The organism is Massilia agri, assembly GCF_024753255.1.
Taxonomy (GTDB): domain Bacteria; phylum Pseudomonadota; class Gammaproteobacteria; order Burkholderiales; family Burkholderiaceae_D; genus Telluria; species Telluria agri.
Window position 1 is genome coordinate 87,927 of sequence record NZ_JANUHA010000012.1, and the last position, 19,727, is coordinate 107,653.

Below are 19,727 nucleotides of genomic sequence, written 5' to 3' on the forward strand. Positions count from 1 at the left end.
TCTAATGCAGGACGCTGGGCTTGGGATCCGGTACCGGGTCCTGGTCACCGGCGGGCGTGTGGTTGTGCCCGGGCTGGTGGTGCGGATGGGGCGTGTCGAAAGGCTCGGGAGCCGGTTCCTCGATCGGGGCCGGGTCCGGTGCGCGGTGCGCTTTCACGGGGAAATGCGGAAACGAAACTGCATTCATGGCGGGAATCTCCTCATTCAAACCGGAAGAGAACCTTATCATGAGCGCCCTGGGGCTGCCGTCCGCTGCCGTCTCCCGTGCGGGGCGGCTACAATGGCAGGCTCAACGAACTCATTGCACCATGGACCTCTCGATCACCACCCTCATCCTGCTCGTCCTGACGCCCCTGCTGGTCTGGCGCGTCTACAACCGCATCAAGGCGCGCATGACGCGCCAGCGTTCGATCGTCTCGCGCCACTACACCGGCGTGCTGGTGTTCGGCGCCATGATCCTGGTGCCGGCCGCGCAACTGCTCGACAACATCACCAACCTGGGCGCATTGGTGGTCGGCGCCGCTCTCGGGATCGGCTGGGGCGTGTGGGGCATCAAGCGCACCCGCTTCGAAGACACGCCGCAGGGCTATTACTTCACGCCACCGATGCGCGTGGGCATCCTGATGGCGATGATCCTGGTGGCGCGCATCCTCTACCTCGGGGTCGAGATCTACGCGAACCAGGGCAAGGGCATCCCGGCGCCGAAGCTGACCGACGATCCGCTCACCATGCTGTGCGTGGGACTGACGGCGGGCTACTTCGGCCTGTACTCGGCGGGGCTGCTGCGCTGGCGCAGGCAGGTGCGCAAGGCGATCGATTTCGAATGATCCGCAGCGCCAGCCTGCAGCACCGGGTGGCCAGGCAGCTCGGCTACGCCGCCCTCACGATCTTCGTGTTCCTCGCACTGAACCGGGTCAACGAGTTCGTATTCGGCCCCTTCGAGCACAGCGCCGGGATCAACTGGGTCTTTCTTCCGGCCGGCATCCGCCTGCTGGCGACGTTGCTGTTCGGCGCAGCCGGCTTCCTGGGCCTGCTGCTGGTCAGCCTCTACCTCAACTTCCAGCACTTCGTCTTCCAGGACGATGTGCGGGCCCTGAGCGGCGCCATCGCGGGAGCGGGCGGCCCCTATCTTGCCTACCTGTTCGCCAAGCACTGGTTCGACCTGGGGCCGTGGCTCAAGAACCTGACCGCGCAGCGCCTGCTGGTCACCGGGGTGCTCTGCGGGATCATGAGTCCCGCCTTCCACCATGCCTTCATGTGGGTGCAGACGGGACTGGTGGACTGGACCGCGCTCGGCGTGATGATGACCGGCGACATCGTCGGCATCCTGATCGTCCTGTATCTCGCAAAAGGCCTGATCGTGCTGACCGACCCGCGTGACGTGGAAGATCCGCTCGCCTGAGGTTCCGCGATCAGTCAGCTGTCCTTGTCATCGGCACCCGCTTCTTGGCTGACACAACGCGTCCATTTTGCCTTCCCTCAACGCTGTCGACGCTACCGGCACTCGTACGTTTGAAACTGAACGTCGAACGATTCGAACGAGCGATGAACACGTCACGTGCGATAGCAAACGCGCGGACTTTATTTTGCCCGCTTACCTGCATTGTCAAACCGCCCGCTGCGCTTGGCGTGACAGTCAGCAAGACACCCGGCTTGAGCTCGTACTCCCCGGCGTAATCAGCCAGTACTTCAGGCGCAAGCACGATCTGCCGGAGCTCGGGTTCGGCGCCGGGCACCAGCGCCGCCATTGCCACGTCATCCAGCGACACCGCCGTATTTGACAGTATCACGATTCCTGTCTTGCCATCTCCGGTAAAGCCCACGAAGCTGGAATATCCCCCCGTCATCCCATTGTGCCAAATTACCGGCTTCTCTCGCACGGTGCTGATGTGCCAGAACAGTCCAATATGCTCTCCTTTTATTCCATCGGTCGGCCGTTGCGCACGACGCGCCAGGGCCAAGGCCGAGTCCGGAGGGGCCGACATCATCGCATTCACATAGCGGATCATGTCGTGAGCGTTGGAACGTAAAGCGCCAGAACCGGCCAACACGTTCATATCCCAGTTGGTCGCGGCGTCGCCCATGGCCATGTAGCCTTCAACCAAAGCGGCCCGCATGGAAGGAGTCAGGGTGATCGCCGACGATGGCATGCCGAGTGGAATCGTGATGTTGTCGCGTATCAGGGCTTCATATGGCTTTTTGGCGAGCCTCGAAAGTGCATGGCCCAGCAAGCCGGTGCCCAGGTTGGAGTACTCGTACCGGGTCCCCGGTTGACGCGTCATGGCATGCTTGGCCAGGTAAGCCTTCAACTCGGCTTGGCCGTAGTCCGCATAGGGATTGTCTGCTTGCGCGGGACGAATATTGTCCGGCATGCGTGGCAATCCGGACGTCTGCGTCGCAAGGTCCAGCAGGGTGATCGGCACTCCTTTGTAATCAGGTATCACATAATCGTCCAGGAGCTGGGCGACCGGCTGATCGAGCCGTACCGTGCCAGACTTGACGGCCTGGGCGAGCAGCAAGCCCGTGAATGTCTTGGTGACCGATCCGATCTCATAGATCGTCTGCGCATCCACGGCCCGGGCGCCGGCCTTGAAAAATGCATACGTGACACTGTCGCGCCCATCAGTCAAGCCAACAACAACGCTGGCCAACTCATTACTGTCGACACGGCTTTGCAGGACGGCACGGAGATTGGCATTCAGTTCCGGGGCCGCGATCGCCGTCTCGGCAAGCAGCGTTCCAGCACAGGCAAGCAAGGCAGCAAGATGGGTCTTCATGTTGTACCTCTACAGTCGGCGCGAGTGGCGGCCCGGTGCGGCGGGGACACGCAGGCAGGCACGTCTATGGCGTGTCAGAGAAATCATAGCACCCGCGCGACGCCGACTTGCCTCTCCAAAAAGAACAAAGCCTCCAAGGTGGGCTTCTCGGAGGCTTTGTCTGATTACTGGAGCCGCAAACTAACGAGGCTCAAGCGGCTTTCGCCTCATCTTTTCTTCTCTGCAGCACGAAGATCGGCTGCGCCCACTGCACATCCTTCTTCTTCTTGCTGGTGATGAGCGTCAGCTCCGACGGATCGTACACGTCCGTGTTGTGCGTCAGCGGCGTCGTCATCAGGTACTGGGCGTCGGTGTTCTTCAGGAACTCGCCGACCAGCTGGATGTTGCGGATGTCCAGGTGGGCGAAGGGTTCGTCGATGAAGACGAAGCCGCCCGAGCCTTCCTCGGACTTCAGCAGGCCGATGAGCAGCACCAGCGACTTCATCACCTGCTGGCCGCCCGATGCCTCGCCGTCGTTCATGCCGATCTGGTCCTTGCCGTCGAACTTGAAGCGCACGTGCAGGCCGGCCTGGGCCAGTTGCACGTCGTCGTTCTCCAGGCGCACCGGGTCGGCCTGCACGTCGATGCCGGCCAGCTCGCCCAGCTCCTTGATGTTCCTGGAGTAGGTCTTGATCGTGTAGCGCAGGCGCTCGATGTAGGCGCCGCGGGCATTGGCCGTGGCTTCGATCGCGCGGTTGTTCTGGTAGCGGCGTTCCTCGGTCTCGCTCTGGCGGCCCGAGAGCTGGTCGTTCAGGCGCGCGTACTGGTCGATCACGGTGCCGTCCTGTTCCCAGTCGTCGCGCGCAAGGGCGTGCTCGAGCGAGGACAGGCGCAGGTTGACCTGGTGCGCGTTCTGGTGCTTGGCGACGATGCCGCCGCGCCAGGCCGCGTTCTTCCAGGTCTTCGGCACGTGGCGCCAGCCTTTGCGCAGCTCGAGCAGCGCCTTCGCATGCTCCGCGCGCTGCTCGATGGTGCGGCGGTTGTTCAGGCGCATGCCGGCTTCCGCTTCGGACAGGGCCATGCGCGCGTTCTGCCACACGGTGTCGGCGCGGGTGCGCGCCACGGTCGCGTTCTTGGTCAGGGTCGACAGCTCGCCCAGGCGCGCGCCGACTTCCAGGCGCTCGGCCTTCAGTGGCTGCAGCGCACGCGCGGCTTCCTCGAACTCGGCCTGGCGCGCCGCCAGTTCCTTGGCCGCGTCCACGCCGGCGATGCGGCCCTTGAGCGCGCCCACTTCGGCCGCCAGCTTGCTGATGGTGAGGGTCAGCGCGTCTTCCTGCGCTTCGAGCGACGGCAGCAGTTTCTGGATCGCTTCCAGGCGCTGGGTCTTGCCGGCCGAGCCGAAGCGGTAGCGCGAGGGTTCGACGAACAGCGAGCGGCCGCCGCGGCGTTCGCGGTGGTAGGCGTCCGGCGTGATCCACTCGTCGGCGCCCGACTTGAAGCCGGCGTCGACCGAGTCCACACGCTCGATGCGCTCGAGCTGGTCGATCAGCCAGCCCGGCGCCTTGCTAGAAAAGCGCACCACGGACAGCAGGCTGTCGTCCTTCACCACCGGCGCTTCGATGCAGTCCGGTACGATGAAGTGGCGATAGCGCTCCTTTTCAGCGAGGCGGTAGGCCGCCGGCGCATCCTTGGCTTTCTCCAGCAGCACGACGGACGCGTAACCGCCGAGCACACCCTCGACCGCGCCCTGCCATTTCGGATCCGTCACTTCGACGATGTCCGACAGCATGGCGTGGGCGATGCCCTCATCGCGCAGGGCGCGGCGCATCTGGCGCTGGGCTTCCGGCTCCGGCATGGCGCTCTTGCCCTGCAGGGCCGAGATGGTCGCCATTTCGGCGGCGATCTTCGCGGAGACGTTGTCGCGCTGCTGCTTGTTCTTGGCCAGCTCCGCTTCTTTTTCGTTCAGCTGGTTCGCCACTTCGGCCAGGTCGGCGCCGGCATCAAGCGACAGCTTCTGCAGGCGTTCCTTCTGCTCCGCCAGGCTTTCCAGCGGTTTGAGCTTCTGGTTGACCTGGGTGAGGCGGCTGGCCAGTTCGGTGGCTTCCTGTTCCAGCTGGGTCTCCAGCTTCTGCGCCTCGGTCAGCGCGCGCTGCTGGGCGGCCAGCTGCTGGCGTTTTTCAGCGAGGATGGAATCCGCCTGCAGCAGGGGCTTGCGGGCTTCCTTGAGGTTGCGGCTGATGGCCGCGGCCTTCTCGCGCGCCTCGTGGTATTCGAGGGCCGGCAGCACGTCTTCCTGCAGTTCCTTCTTTTCCTTGTGCAGGTCTTCCCACTGGTGGTAGTTGGCCACGCGCAGGCGCAGGCCTTCCAGGTTGATGCGCGAGGTTTCCAGCTCCGCCTCGAAGCGCTTCAGCTCCGTCTCGGTATCGCGCTGGTGGCGCTTGGCCTCGTCGTAGGCGTCCAGCACTTCCTTGTCACCGAAGACCTGGAACACCAGGTCCAGCAGCTGGCGCGGCGCGTATTCGCACAGCTTGTCCGTTTCGCCCTGCTCCAGCGCCAGCACCTTCGACATCGCCGGCGACAGGCCGGCCGAGGCCAGGCGCTTCTTGTAGTTCTCGACGCCGAGCCAGTCGGTGGCTTCGGTGACTTCCTCGATCTCGACGTTCCCCGGTCGCATCAGGTACTGGCGCTTCCAGTCGCCGCCGTTCTTCTGCACTTGGCAGAACAGGGTCACTTCGTCGTCCGAGAAGAAACCGGAATGGCGGAAGGGACGGTTCGAGAGCTGGCGGCCGACCGGCTTGTTGTCGACCACGGCGCGCAGCCAGGCGCTCTGCTGGCCCGAGTGGCGCGCATAGTGCTTGTAGGTGCGGCCCATCGAGCAGTCGAGGCCGAACAGGGTGCGCAGCGCATCCAGCAGGGTGGTCTTGCCGGAGCCGTTCTGGCCCGCGATCGTGATGATCTTGGCGTCCAGCGGGATGTTCTTGATCCGCTGCCAGTAATCCCAGTGGACCAGTTCGAGTGATTTGATGTGGAACATGGGCGTGCCTTAAATCGGGGTTTCTTCGTCGGGTGCGGCTTCGACGACTGCATCGTTCGCCGCATCGATCTTGCGTGGCGCGGCCGCCAGCGGCGCGCGCTTGAACACCTCGGCCAGCGCGCCGTTGATGATGCGTTCCTTCAGCAGGTCGGTGTCCATCATGAGGTCCAGCAGCGGGCCTTCCAGGATCACGTCGCCGCGGCGCTCGATGAAGCCGAGCTTCGAGAGCACGCCCAGGTTCATGTCCATGCGGGTCTTCTTGCCCAGCTTGTCGCCGAAGTCGGACAGCAGCGCGGTATACGAGATGCCGATCGAGGTGTCTTCCGCGCGCGGGATCGGCGCGTCCTTGTCGAACATATCGGTCTGGTCGTCGTCGACCGTGACGTGGGTCTCCTGGCGCTCGCGCTTCGGCAGGATGATCTGGGCCCACAGCACCACCAAGAGGGCCACGCCGTCGCGGGTCAGGCCGAAGTTGTTGTTCTGCCAGATGTCCTTGGCGCCGAAGATCTTCGGCTCGACATTGCGGTGCAGGGCGATCGTCACGTGGTCGGCATACACGTTGTCGAGCAGCTTCAGGCCGGATTCCAGCAGGCGCTTGTCGACTTCGATGCGGAAAGCTTCGTCCGACAGCGCGCGCTTGACCATCTTGTCGTCGCGGCGCAGGGTCTGGTGCGTCAGCAGGCGCGCGATCAGGATTTGTGCGTCGTCATTCATCGGTATTGCCGCTTTCAGGACTATCGAGGTCTAGATTCAGTGAGAGGGTGGCGATCGACATGGCCGCCACCTCGGGGTCGTCGAGCTGGATCATGCTGTCCGTCGGTTCGAACTTCACCGGCAGGCGCGCCAGCTCGGCGGTCGCGCCCTGCAGGCTGGCCTCGGCCGCGTCGCCCAGCAGGGGCAGCAGCGAGGCGCGGTAGGACGCCACCGCGAAGCTGGCCGGCAGCAGCGACTCGTGCAGCGCCACCTTCTTCGGACCGCTGTCCGAGAATTCGGGGAAGTTGCCGAGGTTGGCGAAATCCGCCAGCTTGTTGATCCAGTCGTTCAGTTCGGCCTGCATGGCCGGGTTGTCGTTCACCGTCAGCGGCGCATCCTGGCCGCTCGGCAGGCCTTTCGGGCCGGTCGAGGTCACGCGTTCGAGCAGCAGCTCGGTCTCGGCCACGTCGATCATCTCGGCCGGGGTCGCGAAGAGCGGCACCACCGGGCGGTCGATCGCACCCTCGGCCAGGCTGGCCAGGTCTTCGTGGGCCAGCAGCCAGCGTTTCACGTCCGTGGTCGACAGGCCCGACTGGCCTAGGTGCACGCGCTGGCGCTCGATCTGGTTCAGGGCGCGCGAGAACATGCCCTGCATGTTCAGCAGCGCGCTCTGGGCGCGGCCGATCGCCTGGGCTGCGCGGTGGGTCGCCGAATCGGCGTTCGGGTCCTGCGTGATGGCGCGCAGGATGACGGAACCCTTCTCGACCCAGTCGCAGGCCATGTGCCACTTCGCCTGCGAGGTGCGCAGGCGGAATTCCGAGCCGGAAGCGATCGCGTCGCGGAACTCCTCGGTCAGCTCGACCAGGCGGCCCAGCAGGTGGCGCAGCTGCTCCACCGTGACCCCGCCCACGGCCTGGGCGCCGGCTACCTGCGAGAGCAGGAAGCCCATCTCGGCGTCGTCCTCTTCCGGTTTCGCCAGGGCGATCAGGGTGTCGAGGGCGGACAGCACATTGCGCGCCAGCGGCGTGATGCGGTAGACGGCGCCGGGCGCATCCCAGGCCAGCAGACCATGGCTGCGCAGGCGGTTCAGGACCGTCTCGAGGCTTTCGGCGGTCAGGTAGGCCAGCTTGTTGTTGATGTCGGCGCGCGAAAAGCTTGAGGCGCCGGTGTCGCTCGCCAGCTCGCGCAGCACCAGCAGGCGTACCAGCACGCCGTCCTGGGTGCCGTGGAACAGGGCGGTAAACGCCGACAGCATCGGCTGCGCGCGCTTGAGGTGATAGACCTGCTCGATCTCGTCGGGCGCGACACCGTTCTGGAAGTGCGCCTGTAGAGGGTCATCTTCCAAGGGTGTTTCAGCTGTAATCCGGGAGTCTGCGGCGAGCGCCGCGCCGGCCAGGTTGTCGATCATGTAGGGGTACCGTTCATCTGGGCGCGGACGTGCTCTGCCGTCCGCGGGGGCGCCAGTATAACAGTTTAGGATGGGCAATTAGCAGTCCGGCAGGCCCCCGGGAGGCCTGCCATTGCAGGAAAGACACACTCAAGCATTGCCTTATTTGCAAGACAATGTTGTCTAATGCTTAACGTCTTGTGACCGTGCTGAGGGTCTGCTCGACCTGTTCCTTCTCGCCTTCCTGGTAGCGCAGCTTGACCGGATACCATTCAATCTGCGGGGCCAGCCAGATCTCCAGCGACTGGTCCTTCTTGTCCGCCACCGGCTGGCGCGAGACCAGCACGGCGTCGACCTCGCCCAGGCCGGTGCGCACCTTTTCGCGGCGCACCACTTCAAAGACCCAGCGCTCGGCATCGCGCCGGCCGGCGACGAAGAACGGCCATTTGGACCCTGCCTTGAACCTGTCGCCCGCCGCGCGTGCCACGGCGGCCAGTTGCCAGGTGATGGACACGCGGTCCTGCTCGCCGCCCTTGAGCGGGTAGACCTGCTTGCTTTCGCTGAAGCTCAGGGACTTCGCTTCGCGGTCGAAGGTGGCCGTGGTCGGGTCCTTGCGCATGCGCTTCTCGACGAATTCGGCGGGGGCCAGCCCCCAGGCGTCGATGGCGCCGCTGCTGCGGTCGTCGGTGATGGTGCCCAGCACCGGCACCTTCGATTCGGCCTTGGCGCTGTATTGACCGTCGCCGGCGCGCCAGGTGACGATGGCCTCGCCCTTCAGGCCGAAGCCGCGCTGGCGCGCCTGCAGCTCATAGTGCAAGTCGGCCGAGGGCGGCAGTTCGAAGGGACGCTTTGCGCTGGCCGGCGCATCCTGGGCCGCGGCCGCGCCGATGGCGCCGGCGAGGAGCAGGCCGAGGCCTGCCTGTTGTAGTCGTGTGTGCATCATGTGTTTCCTGTTCGGTTCATGTCGATCTGCTTGACGGTCTGGGTGGTCACCGCGCCGTTGGCTTCGCTGCTCTGGATCTTCACGGGGACCCAGCCATGGGCGGGCGACAGCCAGATGTCGAGCCGCGATTTGTACGACCCCTGCTTCGGCGGCCGCGCGATGCGCACCGTCTGCAGGCGCCCGATCGGGGTGTCGATCTCCTCCGGACCGACGACGTTGAAGGTGTAAACGCTCCCGTAGCGCTCCTCGCCGACAAATATGTCGATGTCGCCAGTGAGCTGGGCCGCGTCGCCGCGCGCGATCGCCGCCAGCTGCAGCGGCACGGTGGCCTTGTCCTGGGCGCCGGGCAGCAGCGCGTATTTCGCTTCCGAGGCCGAGAAGGTCACCTGGTTGCCGGGCCAGTCGAAATGGGTCGCGGTCTGGGAACGGCCGCGGCGCTTTTCCGTCATCTTCACCGGTGCGAAGCCCGTATTGCCGACGTGGCCTTCGCTCGTCAGGACCACCAGGTTCACGCGCGCGAACACGACCTTGATGCCGGCTTCGAAGCGCATCTGGTAGCCCTGCTCCGCCAGCTTCCACGCCAGCCGCGCCTCGCCGCTCCACTCGGTGCCGTCGGCGTCCTTGCGCGCCACCTCATACATGATATCGGCCGGCGGCGGCACGTCGACCTTGTAGCGGCGGATCGTATGCACGATCGGGGCCGCCTCCCCTTCCGCGGATGGCGGGAGAGCAGGCGCGCCGGCGACCGCAGGGACAGCCTCCGGCGCGGGAGCGGGCGGCGTCTCCGGCGGCGGCGCGGGCGGTCCCGGCGGTCCGGCCGGCGGCGCGATCGCATCCTGCACCGCCATGTTCGAGGGCAGCGGCTCGAAGTCCGGCAAGGGCGGCTGCGCCATCTTCGGCTGCGGCGGCGGCACGGGCGCCAGGTCCGGCGCGCGATTCGCCTGCGCGGGCAGCAGCTCGGCCACGCTCACCAGGCCTTCGCCATCGCGCATCGGCATCGCCAGCCCTCCGACGCCGGCGGTAAGCCAGCCAAGCGCCAGCCAGTGCAGCAGCACGACCAGCGTGCCGAACACCAGCGCGCGCCATCGCCGAGGGGAAAAAAAGGAACCCATTGCGCTAGTGTAGCCTGAGCGCCGCACGGATGCTGCCGGGCAGCTTTGCGCGCCCCCTTGGTAGCGGTGTTATTTATCTGCTACGCTAGGCTTCTCACCCACCCGGAGAAGACCGATGCTCAAGCCGCCCATGCCGAATGCCGCCGGAATGACCGACACCCTGGAATTCGTAAAAAACCTGTGGGGCGGCATGCACGTCCCGGGCGTCCCGGTGCCGGGCATGAGCGGGGCCGGCCTGTCCACCGAAGACCTGGACAAGAAGATCGCCGACCTCAAGGCCGTTGAATCCTGGCTCAACCTGAATCTGGGCATGCTGCGCGGAACCATCCAGGCGCTCGAGGTCCAGCGCGGCACCCTCGCCACCCTGAAAGCCATGGGCGACAGCATGGCGCAGGCCATGCAGCGTGCGGGCACGGATCCCGCCCTGGCCCAGCCTTTCGCGCAATTCTTCGCGTCCGCCGCAGCGGCGGCGCCACCGGCGCCCCAGCCGGACGCGCCGGCGGCCCCGGGCGGTGCAGCAGATGCGGCCGACCCGTCCCAGTCCGGCGCCACCATGCCCGCAGCGGTCGCATGGTGGAATATGCTGCAAGACCAGTTCCGCCAGGCTGTCGCGACCGCCATGCCGCCCGCCGGCGCCCCGGCCGACGGCGCCGCGGCCAAGCCGCCTGCCGAACCGAAAGCCAGGGGCGGCTCGCCGCTGGACGTGTCGGGCGGCGCGCCGGAAACCGCGCCCGCCAGCCCGCCGGTGCACGGCGCCCGCGTCGGCAAGAATCCGCGCACCAAGGTCGGCAAGGCTTGACGCGGCATGGACCAGGTCACCGGCGGCTGCCTCTGCGGCGACGTTCGGCTGGTGGCGTCCGGCCGTCCCCGCCGGGTCGGTCTCTGCCACTGTCTCGACTGCCGCAAGCACCATGGCGCGCTCTTCTATGCGGCGGCGATTTTTCCGCAGGATGCGGTCAGCATTAGCGGCGACACCCGCGCATATCGGGGACGGCATTTCTGCCCGCGCTGCGGCTCCTCCGTGTTTGCGCACAGTGAAGATGAAATCGAAGTCCACCTCGGCGCACTCGATGCGCTCGACCAGTTCGTGCCGACCTACGAGAACTGGGTGATCCGGCGCGAGTCGTGGCTGCCGCCATTTTCGCTTGCCCACCATTACGCGCGTAATCGGGAGTCCCCGGCGCCCGGCGAAGCTTGAATCGCGTCGCGGGCCGCTCCACTTGCTCTCTCGGCTGTGACAATTCACGCATAATCGAGGTTGTCCTGGCGTTATGATGTTCGGCATGACCGCTGACGCATCAAACCGTATCGAGATCGCATGAACTGGAACGACTGGCCCATCGTATGCTGGGCAATATCAACGCTATTCTGTCTTGTGACACGCCGCTGGTTCGACGCCACCTGGTCCGCATGCTTTGCCGTGTTCATGGTGTTCGACAGATGGCTGCCCACCGCGCTCCCGCTGCAGTTGCACCATGTGTTCCTAGGTGCAGGCGTGCTGCTCGTCGCCGCCGAGCTCATGACACAATACCGCCGCTATAAGAGAAGTTTGCGCAGTCAGTAATTGCTGAAAGTCTGGATGAGCGCTCCCCAACCCGACAGGCCAACCATGCAAGCCCGAATCCTGCCCCTTCTGCTGTCGATTGTCCTCGTTACCCCTTACAGCACGGCGGGTGCTCAGGAAGTTCCCCCGAGAAATTGCGAACACGACCGCGTTCGCCTGCTCGCCCTGGACGAGAACCAGTTTGACCAGGACCTGAACGGAGGCTGGCGGACGCTGGCGTCCAGACCGGGCTGCACCCTGGCCGCAGCCGACCTGCTGCGCGACTACCGGCAAGCGCATCGTAACGATGCAGGGCTGATGATCTGGCATGAAGCCCAGCTGCGCGCCAATGCCGGGCAGTACCCGGAAGCGATTACCTTGATGAAGCAGGCCTACAAGCCTGCAGAGAAAGACCTGGCTGGGTGGAATCTCTATGTCGACGCGACGATTGCCTTCCTGCGCAGGGACATGGCCGCTCTCAAGAAGGCAAGAGCGAAACTTGCCGAGGTCAAGGCGCCGGTAGCCGAGGGGATGCCGCCGGTCATCGATGGCTACGTGGAGCTGGACTTCGCCGACGGCGCAAAGAGGAAGATCCGCTGGCCGCCGAATATCGATGTCGTCGAGGGGTTGGAGAACTGTTTCGACAAGCCATACGCGAAAGCGTACGAGCTGGCGTGTCGCCAAAGCACGCCTTAAGGGTCAATATTCCCATCAATCAGTCGGTAGCGGTCGATCGCTAGTAGACTGCATTCGGCCGAAGCGGTCATCGACGACAGAACTGTGCGGCTGGCGGCCATCTATGTTTACTTTCAGATTTATCTTGCTGTGGAGTTAGCTATCTTGAACTGGACCGTTATCCGCATCATATTTATTGCTGCCGCATTCCTGTCATCCACGTTCATTACACAAGCGCAGCCGCAAACTGAAGACGCGCCGATTGCGATTTTGATCGCTGCTTTTCTATTCGGAATTATCGGGCTGCTTTTCGTCGTCGGTATGCAACGGATTAATCCATTGTCTGCAAAGCTGTGGCGATATCCGAAGTGGTCGATCAACCCATTTCAAATGCGAGAGCCTTTGCAATTCTTCCATTTCGGAGGATATTTCATGCTTGCATCGGGTGCAGGGATAGCCTTGAATCGGATTTTTTGGGGGCCAGCATTGCACACCAGTGACTGCTTACCACTCGTTTTTGGCTTTGGAATACTCTGCGGAGTGCGAGCGTGCACGATCATTTATCAAAACAAGATGGTAACCAACGACATCGACTAACGTTCAGCATCGGTGGCATCTGCCCTTAGTGACAGTCTGCGACCTTTCGCTGCGGGCGCCTGGCAGCAGACGGGGCGACAGGCCTGACTACTTCTGCCTGTCGCCATGCCGGCATGCGGTCAGCTCACGTGATCCGGTTTCCTGCGGCGGCGCGCCCACCCCAGCATGCCCAACCCCAACAGGAAGGTCGCTCCCATTCCAGGCTCCGGGACGTCATTGGACGGTTCTTCGAGAACAAACGACAGATTATCCGCATAGCCATCGTTGTCGCCTGAAACAAGACGCTCCATCGACAGCCAGAACGACAGCTTGCGGGTGCCAGCCGGCACGAAGCCATCGGCTTCACGATAGAACAGCCCCGTCTGGTTATTGCGATCCTGCGGCGTCACGGGCCCGAGCGCGGAGTTGCCGATCTCGTTGTCGAACTCATCGAGAAACTGCACATAGAACAGCGCGTTATCGCCCTGGTTGCTCCAGCCGCCGAGCCAGCCGCTCAGGGAATAGGAAGTCTGGCGCGTGGTCGTCAAGCCGAAGTCCAGGGTCTGGTAGGCCGCCGCATACTGGCCAAAGCCGGCGAACATCTTGCTGCCCCGGTCCACCGGCCCAGGCTGAGTAGGCAAGACCCAGTTGCTGCCATAGTCCACCGACTGGAACATGTTGTAGCCCTCGTAGCCGGTCCACCCGGTCACGCCTGCCTCGGCATCGCCATTGACGACCAGGTTGCTGCCATAGAGGACGCCGGCCTGGCTGCCGCACGCCACGGCGAACAGGGCCGCGGCAAGGATCAATCGACACTTCATGAAACGCTCCTTGTAAGGTTCAAACGACGCGGTACTGGTCGAGCTGGGCCGGGCCCTGCATCGCCGGGTCGCTGATCGACGGCAAGCCGTTTTCCAGGTGGCCGGCAAAGCGGCGCAGCCAGCCGGGCAAGCCGATCACGCGCAGGCTGTAGTCGTACCAGTTGCGGCTCGACGCCAGCGGCAGGCGGATCGTGCTCCTCGAACGCGCGACGACGCGCACTTCCGACGGCCGGCTCGCGTAGTACTTGTTGGCCGCGAGCTGGAAGGTGCAGGGCTGTCCGCCATTGTTCACGAGCTCGATCACCAGCTCCCCTGCCCTGCGGTCGGCGCGCAGGATCATCTCCGGCGACACGACGCTGCTCGCCTGGCGCACGTCGCCGACGATGTGACGGTGAAAGCCGTTCGGCCCCAGGATCCAGAGGTCGTAGGCCGCGCTGCTGGCCCAGCGGCCTTTGAGCTGCTTGCCCGCTTCCACGGTGTAGCGCCGCGGGACCTGCGCCAGCGCCAGGCGGTCGTACACGTGGAACACCGCCCCCGCTTCACCAGCGTTCTCGAAGGTGAGCTCCACCTGGCCGCTACCGACCGGCACCTGGGCCTGGACCTGCAGTTCGTAGGGCAGCGCACGGGCCGGGCGCACGCCGGCCGCCTGCACCGGCGCCGCCAGGGTGGCCGGCGTCGCAGGCACCTTGGTATTGGGCAGGCTCAACGCCAACGCGCGGCGCGCGGCCGTTTCCGGCAGCAGCTGCTTGAAACCGCTGTCGTTCGGGTTCACGAAGTCGAAACAGCTCAGCAGGTTCCCGCTCACCGCGCGACGCCATGGGCTGATGAGCGGCTCGCGCACGCCGAAACGCGCCTCGATGAAGCGCACCACCGAGGTGTGGTCGAAGACCTGCGAGTTCACCCAGCCGCCCTTGGACCAGGGCGAGATGACGTACATCGGCACGCGCGGACCGAGTCCGTAGGGGCGGTGCAGGGTGCGCGCATCGGCGCCGTTGAGGACGTGGTGATACTCGCCGGTCGTGTCGACGGTCGATGCGCCCGCGAGCTGGGACTGGGCCGGATTGCCGTTGTAGCTCGTGTAGGCCGGGACCGCCGGCGGCGGCATGTGGTCGAAGAAGCCGTCGTTCTCGTCGAAGTTGACCAACAGGACCGTCTTGCTCCAGCTCTCGGGATTGGCGGTCAAGGCATCCAGCACGCGCGCGATGTAGTCGGCGCCGGAAGCGGGACTCGACGGGCCGGGGTGCTCCGACCCTTCCGCCGTGGCGACGACCCAGCTCACCTGCGGCAGGCGGTTCGCCAGCACGTCCGCCTTCAGCAGGTCCAGGTCGCGCGTGCTGACACCGCGCTCACGCAGGGAGGGCGAATGGCCCGGACGCCGGTACCAGGCGTTGCGGAAAGAGCGGAAGCCCGCCAGGGAGTTGTCGGTGAAGTTGTCCGCCATGTTCTGGTAGACCTGCCAGCTGACGCCCGCCGCCTCCAGGCGCTCCGGGTAGGTGGTCCACAGGTAGTCGGTGGACATGTCCGGGTTGAAGTTGTCGCGGCTGTTGTCGGTCGACGGGCCGCCCGCCACGGCCAGCGGGTCGTTGTGGCCGCTGAACAGGAACAGGCGGTTCGTATTGGTGCCGCTCTGGGTAGCGCAGTGGTAGTGGTCGCAGATCGTGAAGGCGCGCGCCAGCGCGAACTGGAAGGGAATGTCGGCCTCGGCGTAGTAGCCCATCGAATGGTTCTGCTTGATCGTGCACCAGTCGTTCATGCGGCCGTGGTCCCAGGCAAGCTGCGCGTCCAGCCAGGCGTGCGGCGTGCCGGCCACGCGCATGACCGGGAAGTCCTGCACCGTATTGAGCCGGAACGGCGCGATGGCGCGGCTCTGCGGCCAGTTGGGCCGGCCGGGCACCGGGGCGCCGCCGACGGTCCGCTGCACGAAGACCGTCTTGCGGTTGATGAGGTTCTGCCGGTCCATCACGGGGATGGGGAAAGGGTCCCCGAATCCGCGTACGCCTTCCAGCGTGCCGAAATAGTGGTCGAAGCTGCGATTCTCCTGCGTCAGCACGACGATGTGCTCGACGTCCTGCAGGCTGCGGGTGCGCTGGTTGGCCGGCAGGGCCAGCGCTTTCTGTATGGATGGCGGAAATGTCGCAAGTACGGCGCTCGCGCCGCCCGTCTTGCCCATGGTGCGAAGGAAGTCGCGACGGCTCATGCGTGCTCCTTCGTGCGTGGAAACGCGAAATCGAAAATCTGCATGTGATTGATCCAGGTCGGTTGTGGGAAACAGCAGAACTGCGGTCCAACGTGGATCAGCTTAGGGAAGAAGAATGAAAAGTTGATGACAGGTTAATTCTTTCCTGCCCATTTATTTACTCGAAAGAAATACTCATTAGCAGCAGCGCATGGTTTCCAATGCCGCTCTTTTTTAAAAGTTGTGTCGTAGATGTAACGATTAAGCTTGAACAAAAATGCTTGTAACTGGACAATGTATCGCAAGAAAGTGAATTCTTCACGTTCTTGGATTTTGTAGCGTTGCAATATCTAAGCTGCAGAACAATTAATTCAAAGACAATCTATTTTTCAATAAAGAAACGAGTGCGTTTCCGAGGAGTGTAGTGTGAGGCTGAGATCATTATTCGTTCGTAGTGCCGGCAGTGTGATCCTCGCCCTCGCCGCGGCGCAAAGTTGGGCTGGGCCCATGGGACTGATCGAGCTCACCGGCCAGGTAGGATTCTCTTGCTGGACGGGCAACGGCGGATTCGAGCAATCCTGTCCTACAGCCGACCATGTGGAAAGAGGTACGTTCAGTCTCATCTACGACCCTTCCATTACCGATACCGACGCTGGCACGAACAGCGGACTGTTCCGAGGTGCGATCACATCCTTCGTCATGACGGTCAGCCAGGTGAACCGGCCGGAACTCCGCTTTTCCCTTGTAGGAACCGGCGACTTCCACCGTGAATTCGACGATGGGATGGGGCAGGATTGGATGAGCTGGAAAATGATGCTCGATGAAGAAAACGGCGCTGTCGAACGCAGCTTGTTTTCATTCGACATGGTCCCGCAGACGTGGGAAGATCCGAACGGCATGCCATCCACCGACTTCTGGTCCGCAGTCACCGCCCTGGGCGCAGGGGGCGCGGGTGTCCATGAAACGGATTGGCTCTACGGGGGCGGCCTCAAGGCGGAGATCATTCCCAACCCCGTCCCGGTACCGGGTTCGCTGTGGCTCATGTTCATAGGCGCGGGCGGCGTTCTCGTGCAGCGCCTGCGCCGGCGAAACTGATTGGCGCGCCGCTCCGGGTCGGGTTCCCGTCCGGGCGGCGCCATCACCGGCGGCCTTAGGCCGCGCACGACCTGGCCGGCCTCGGCATACGCCGGCGATCCTGCTTGCGGTAATGGTTCGGCGAGCACAGCACTCGCAGCGCGACCGGCCGCGGCACCCCCACCTCCTCCATGAACAGCAAGGCCGGATGCAAGCCATACCGGTTACACAGCTTCAGCCCTTCTTCCACAAAGTTTGCGGTCGTGACGTCGGTTCGTGCATCGTCTCTGCTCTGCTCAGCCATGCCTTCCTCCATGCGAGCGAAGGATGCTAGCAGAGCCCAGTATGTACTTAAAGTGATTTCTTAAGAGTTCTTCCTAAGTGGATGGTTTCGTAGCTAAATCGCAAAAGTTGCAGGTTTGATCTTGCACACTTTTGCGCTTGCATTTAATGCCACGATGCACGCGGGGGATCGCCACTATAGCCGAGCCTCAGCGTCGCTGTCGATCACTTCGACTTTCCCGAGGTTTGCCGTATGCGCTCTTATGTAACATAATGAGTTACGTATATTGCGAAAGGATAGACGATGACAAACACCTTCTTCCAGAAGGAACACGCCGCCTCCTACGCCGAGCGGCCGCCACGCCAGGTGCCCGGCTTCGACAGCCTGCACCGCATGGTGAGCATGCTGCTGGCGGAGCGGGCGCCCGGTGCGGGCCGCATCCTGGTGCTCGGCGCCGGCGGCGGCCTCGAGCTCAAGGCACTGGCCGAAGCGCATCCCGGATGGGCCTTCGACGGCATCGACCCGTCGCCCGACATGCTGCGCCTCGCCCGGCAAACGGTCGCCGGGCACGCCGCACGCATCCGTTTGGTCGAAGGCTATATCGACAGCGCCCCGGACGGCCCCTATGACGGCGCCACCGCCCTGCTGACCTTCCACTTCATTCCGCGCGAGCAGCGCCTCGCCACGCTCGCGCACATCCACCACCGTCTCAAGCCCGGCGCCGCCCTCCTGCTTGCCCACATCAGCTTCCCGCAAACCGAACCGGAGCGATCGCAGTGGATCGCGCGCCACGTCGGCTACGCCGCGGCGCCGGATGCCGACCCGGCCCAGTTGAGGCAGGCGCGGGAAGCGATCGCCACCAGGCTCACCATCCTTGCGCCCGAGGAAGAAGAGGACATGCTGCGACAGGCCGGCTTCATGGATGTGTCGCTGTTCTACGCCGGGCTCGGCTTCCGCGGCTGGGTCGCCTACAAGCCCTGAGGCTGCTCAGGCACCGGCGCGGCGCGGCAGGGTCACGGTGAACGTGCTGCCCTGGCCCGCGCCGGCACTTCTGGCGCTCACAGTACCGTTGTGCAATTCCACCAGGCGCTTGACGAGCGACAGACCGAGTCCGAGGCCGCCTTCGCCACGCTCGGGGTTGCGCGCTGCCTGCGTGAACGAATCAAAAATGCGCTCCAGCATGGCGGCGTCGATGCCGATGCCATTGTCCCGCACGACGATGTCGGCATGGCCCGGCCGGACATGCAGGGCCACCGTGATCTCGCCGCCCTCCGGCGTGTACCTGGCCGCATTCACCAGCAGATTGGTGAGGACCTGCACCAGCCGCTTGTGGTCTCCCATCACGAGCGCATGTTCCGCGGGCAGCTCGGCATGCAGGCGATGGCGGCGCTGCGTCATCCCGGGCCGGGTCTGCTCGATCGCGTCGCCGGCCACCTTGTGCAGGTCGACAGGCTGGTGTTCGATGGCGATCAGGCCCTGCCGGATGCGCGAGACGTCGAGCAGGTCCTCGATCAGGTGGCTGATGGTGTCGACCTGGCGCGCCACGATGTCGCCGGTGCGGCGCTGCTGCGCCGCGTCGACGCCGGCGGGCAGGCGCAGCAGGTCGGCGGCGGTGCGCAGCGGCGCCAGCGGATTGCGCAACTCGTGCGCAAGCACCGCCAGGAAACGGTCCTTGTTGGCGTCGGCTTCGCGCAGGGCCTGCAAGGCGTCTTCGAGCGCCGCGCCGGCCCGGCTCAGGCGCATGGCATTGTGCCAGGTGCTGACGACGAGGAAGGCGACGATGCTCCAGACCAGGAGCGCAATGCCGGTATCGGTATCGACGAGCCCGACACGCAGCGCCGCCCACAGCGCCGCACCGGCCAGGACCGGCATCGCGACCGCCGACACCAGCAGGCGCCGCGCGGCCCGCGCCGCGGTCGTCGGGCCGGACACGGCCGCCATGAGGCCTTCCTCCGGCCGCGCGGCAAGACAGGCGGCCGACAGCATGATCGACACCAGCGAGGTCGGAATCGAGATGCCCGTACCCGGCAAGAAGTTATAGAGCGAGGTTTCCTGGAACAGGTAGCTGGCAAGCGTCAGCAGGGACAGGAACAGCACGGCCAGCGCCAGCCACTGCGCATGCAGGATGAAGCGCGGCCTGGACAGGCCTGCCAGGCTGAGGCCGATGCCGAGGAACATGGTGGCCGTGATCGGCGAGGAGATGCCCCGGACGCCCGCGCGCACCAGCGGCGCGTCCAGCATGCCGAGCCGTTCGGCGCCATAGGCGGCCAGTATCGCCGCCGCGGCCGCGGTCAGCGCCAGGGCCTGCGGCAGCCCCGCTTCCCGGCGGCTTCCCCGCTGGCACCGCCACAGCGCCCAGCTAGCGACCAGGGTCAGCACCGTCGTCATCGGCACCATTGCCGGCAGGCCGGGAATGACCGACGTCAGCCTTTGCAGGTCGACCAGCCACCCCAGCATGCTGGCCGCGCCGATGCACGTACACACCCATGCGACCAGAACAGGCAGATTGTGCTTCGCTGTCTTGTTCACTACCTCGGACATCCATGAAATGATGTTGAATCAGTCTGCATATCATAGACGACATGCATGTTCGACAAGATTCCTTTGATTCCAGACGTTGTAGTTTCTCTTCGGCATTTAGAACGCCATTCTCC

At 64.5% G+C, this 19,727-nt stretch carries 20 protein-coding genes; 9 read left to right on the forward strand and 11 right to left on the reverse strand.

What is annotated here, in order from left to right; genetic code table 11:
- Position 1 precedes the first annotated feature (1 nt).
- Complete coding sequence (locus tag NX780_RS16885; protein ID WP_258829044.1) at positions 2-187, reverse strand: hypothetical protein; 186 nt, start codon at positions 185-187, stop codon at positions 2-4.
- A gap of 121 nt (positions 188-308) precedes the next feature.
- Between NX780_RS16885 and NX780_RS16890 the strand changes: the two genes are divergently transcribed.
- Positions 309-827 (forward strand): CcdC protein domain-containing protein, encoded by a 519-nt coding sequence (locus NX780_RS16890; protein WP_258829045.1) that lies wholly within the window; start codon positions 309-311, stop codon positions 825-827.
- Positions 824-1,402, forward strand: coding sequence for a hypothetical protein (locus NX780_RS16895; protein WP_258829046.1), 579 nt, complete (start codon positions 824-826; stop codon positions 1,400-1,402). Before NX780_RS16890 ends, NX780_RS16895 begins: the two co-directional genes overlap by 4 nt.
- Positions 1,403-1,412: 10 nt before the next feature.
- On the opposite strand, the gene NX780_RS16900 is transcribed toward NX780_RS16895, so the two are convergent.
- The 6 genes from NX780_RS16900 to NX780_RS16925 form a co-directional block, all read right to left on the reverse strand.
- Complete coding sequence (locus NX780_RS16900) at positions 1,413-2,777, reverse strand: serine hydrolase domain-containing protein (RefSeq protein WP_258829047.1); 1,365 nt, start codon at positions 2,775-2,777, stop codon at positions 1,413-1,415.
- A 190-nt stretch (positions 2,778-2,967) separates the two neighbouring features.
- Positions 2,968-5,790: an ATP-binding protein gene (locus NX780_RS16905; protein WP_258829048.1), complete on the reverse strand. Its 2,823-nt coding sequence runs from the start codon at positions 5,788-5,790 to the stop codon at positions 2,968-2,970.
- Positions 5,791-5,799: 9 nt separating this feature from the next.
- Positions 5,800-6,504 carry a hypothetical protein gene (locus tag NX780_RS16910; RefSeq protein ID WP_258829049.1) on the reverse strand — a complete coding sequence of 235 codons (705 nt, stop codon included), beginning with the start codon at positions 6,502-6,504 and terminating at the stop codon, positions 5,800-5,802.
- Positions 6,497-7,891: a hypothetical protein gene (locus NX780_RS16915; protein WP_258829050.1), complete on the reverse strand. Its 1,395-nt coding sequence runs from the start codon at positions 7,889-7,891 to the stop codon at positions 6,497-6,499. The genes NX780_RS16910 and NX780_RS16915 overlap by 8 nt, the downstream gene beginning before the upstream one ends.
- A 169-nt stretch (positions 7,892-8,060) precedes the next feature.
- Positions 8,061-8,813: a DUF3108 domain-containing protein gene (locus NX780_RS16920; protein WP_258829051.1), complete on the reverse strand. Its 753-nt coding sequence runs from the start codon at positions 8,811-8,813 to the stop codon at positions 8,061-8,063.
- Complete coding sequence (locus NX780_RS16925; RefSeq protein ID WP_258829052.1) at positions 8,810-9,886, reverse strand: DUF3108 domain-containing protein; 1,077 nt, start codon at positions 9,884-9,886, stop codon at positions 8,810-8,812. Before NX780_RS16925 ends, NX780_RS16920 begins: the two co-directional genes overlap by 4 nt.
- Before the next feature lie 154 nt (positions 9,887-10,040).
- Here NX780_RS16925 and NX780_RS16930 point away from each other — a divergent pair, with 154 nt between their 5' ends.
- The 5 genes from NX780_RS16930 to NX780_RS16950 all read left to right on the forward strand — a co-directional run bounded on the left by NX780_RS16930 (position 10,041) and on the right by NX780_RS16950 (position 12,740).
- Positions 10,041-10,724: a PhaM family polyhydroxyalkanoate granule multifunctional regulatory protein gene (locus NX780_RS16930; protein ID WP_258829053.1), complete on the forward strand. Its 684-nt coding sequence runs from the start codon at positions 10,041-10,043 to the stop codon at positions 10,722-10,724.
- A gap of 6 nt (positions 10,725-10,730) precedes the next feature.
- Positions 10,731-11,123, forward strand: coding sequence for a GFA family protein (locus tag NX780_RS16935; RefSeq protein ID WP_258829054.1), 393 nt, complete (start codon positions 10,731-10,733; stop codon positions 11,121-11,123).
- A 120-nt stretch (positions 11,124-11,243) separates the two neighbouring features.
- Positions 11,244-11,489 (forward strand): hypothetical protein, encoded by a 246-nt coding sequence (locus NX780_RS16940; RefSeq protein ID WP_258829055.1) that lies wholly within the window; start codon positions 11,244-11,246, stop codon positions 11,487-11,489.
- A gap of 45 nt (positions 11,490-11,534) precedes the next feature.
- Positions 11,535-12,164, forward strand: coding sequence for a hypothetical protein (locus tag NX780_RS16945; protein WP_258829056.1), 630 nt, complete (start codon positions 11,535-11,537; stop codon positions 12,162-12,164).
- A gap of 144 nt (positions 12,165-12,308) precedes the next feature.
- A complete protein-coding gene (locus tag NX780_RS16950; protein ID WP_258829057.1) occupies positions 12,309-12,740 on the forward strand; it encodes a hypothetical protein in 432 nt (143 codons plus the stop codon).
- A 119-nt stretch (positions 12,741-12,859) separates the two neighbouring features.
- Here NX780_RS16950 and NX780_RS16955 read toward each other — a convergent pair whose 3' ends face one another.
- The gene (locus NX780_RS16955) at positions 12,860-13,540 is read right to left on the reverse strand and encodes a PEP-CTERM sorting domain-containing protein (RefSeq protein ID WP_258829058.1); all 681 of its coding nucleotides are present in this window, start codon (positions 13,538-13,540) and stop codon (positions 12,860-12,862) included.
- 19 nt (positions 13,541-13,559) lie between these two features.
- Positions 13,560-15,737 carry a phosphocholine-specific phospholipase C gene (locus NX780_RS16960; RefSeq protein ID WP_258829059.1) on the reverse strand — a complete coding sequence of 726 codons (2,178 nt, stop codon included), beginning with the start codon at positions 15,735-15,737 and terminating at the stop codon, positions 13,560-13,562.
- A 486-nt stretch (positions 15,738-16,223) separates the two neighbouring features.
- Between NX780_RS16960 and NX780_RS16965 the strand changes: the two genes are divergently transcribed.
- On the forward strand, positions 16,224-16,811 hold the full coding sequence (locus NX780_RS16965; protein ID WP_258829060.1) for a PEP-CTERM sorting domain-containing protein: 588 nt from the start codon (positions 16,224-16,226) through the stop codon (positions 16,809-16,811).
- A 55-nt stretch (positions 16,812-16,866) separates the two neighbouring features.
- Here the strand turns inward: NX780_RS16965 and NX780_RS16970 are convergent, their stop codons facing one another.
- Complete coding sequence (locus NX780_RS16970; RefSeq protein WP_258829061.1) at positions 16,867-17,094, reverse strand: hypothetical protein; 228 nt, start codon at positions 17,092-17,094, stop codon at positions 16,867-16,869.
- Positions 17,095-17,376: 282 nt separating this feature from the next.
- Here NX780_RS16970 and NX780_RS16975 point away from each other — a divergent pair, with 282 nt between their 5' ends.
- Positions 17,377-18,054 carry a class I SAM-dependent methyltransferase gene (locus tag NX780_RS16975; RefSeq protein ID WP_258829062.1) on the forward strand — a complete coding sequence of 226 codons (678 nt, stop codon included), beginning with the start codon at positions 17,377-17,379 and terminating at the stop codon, positions 18,052-18,054.
- 6 nt (positions 18,055-18,060) lie between these two features.
- Here the strand turns inward: NX780_RS16975 and NX780_RS16980 are convergent, their stop codons facing one another.
- The gene (locus NX780_RS16980) at positions 18,061-19,602 is read right to left on the reverse strand and encodes a sensor histidine kinase (protein ID WP_258829063.1); all 1,542 of its coding nucleotides are present in this window, start codon (positions 19,600-19,602) and stop codon (positions 18,061-18,063) included.
- Positions 19,603-19,727: the final 125 nt, after the last annotated feature.